Annotated in this window: 1 protein-coding gene and 1 pseudogene; both read right to left on the reverse strand. The window is 69.0% G+C overall.

The genetic code is table 11. From position 1 onward, the window contains the following. Positions 1–169: 169 nt before the first annotated feature. Positions 170–379 carry a hypothetical protein gene (locus R3P93_RS24510; RefSeq protein ID WP_317534365.1) on the reverse strand — a complete coding sequence of 70 codons (210 nt, stop codon included), beginning with the start codon at positions 377–379 and terminating at the stop codon, positions 170–172. Continuing rightward, positions 379–743 (reverse strand): annotated as a pseudogene (locus tag R3P93_RS24515) (hypothetical protein); the annotation flags it as partial. The pseudogene R3P93_RS24515 and the gene R3P93_RS24510, both read right to left, overlap by 1 nt.

The following is a 743-nucleotide window of genomic DNA, read 5'->3' on the forward strand; positions in this document are numbered from 1 at the left end:
CTCCCAGCTTGTCGGCGGTGTGTCGGCCGATAGTATTGGCCCACAGAGAATCTGACGGTGCTGTGTTGACGAAGGCGTGCGCGTAGGCCATCGCTGTGGCAGGTGCGCTCGAGGCGGCCCAGGCTGCGGTCTTCGCGACGACCAGGGACTCGGTCACTTCGTCGAGGTCTTAGCTGATCGTCTCCGCGGGCGTGACCGGTTCCACGGTGGTGTCCGCCTCATGAGCGACCGCCCGCGGCGGAGGGGGCTCTCCGAAGACCGCGCCGGCAGCGAACAACAACGCAACGGCGCCGGCCACCGTGATCGCCAAGTGGGTGCGGGAGTAGAGCACCCACCGGCGAATCGGTGCGAGGACAGGGTTGGGTCCGGATGCCGACATCAGATGTACCGGTCCTCAGGCGTCGTGCGGGCCGGCACGGCGGCGTTCCACACCTTCGCGTTCGGCGACGCCTTCACCGGTGAGCGGTGCGGCGAGGACGCGGTGGCGCGAGATCTCCCTCGCTGGCCACGGGTGGGGGTATAGACCTTCATTGGCGCGATGGCCGAGCGGTCGCCGCCGTCCCACCGCTGCCCGACGCTCGCGGTCAGCAGTTCCCTGCGGGCCCGACGTTCCTGGACGCGGTTGTCAGCCTCGTTCTGGTCGAAGAATTTCCACGCCGCGGCGCCAGATCTGATTGCGCGGTCGGCGTCTCTGTCGTCGACCCCGCCCTTGCCGCGGGCAATGTCGCGGCTCGCCACGGCGG

Origin of the sequence: Rhodococcus cerastii (assembly GCF_033042195.1) — a bacterium.
In the GTDB taxonomy this organism is placed as follows: Bacteria; Actinomycetota; Actinomycetes; order Mycobacteriales; family Mycobacteriaceae; genus Rhodococcoides.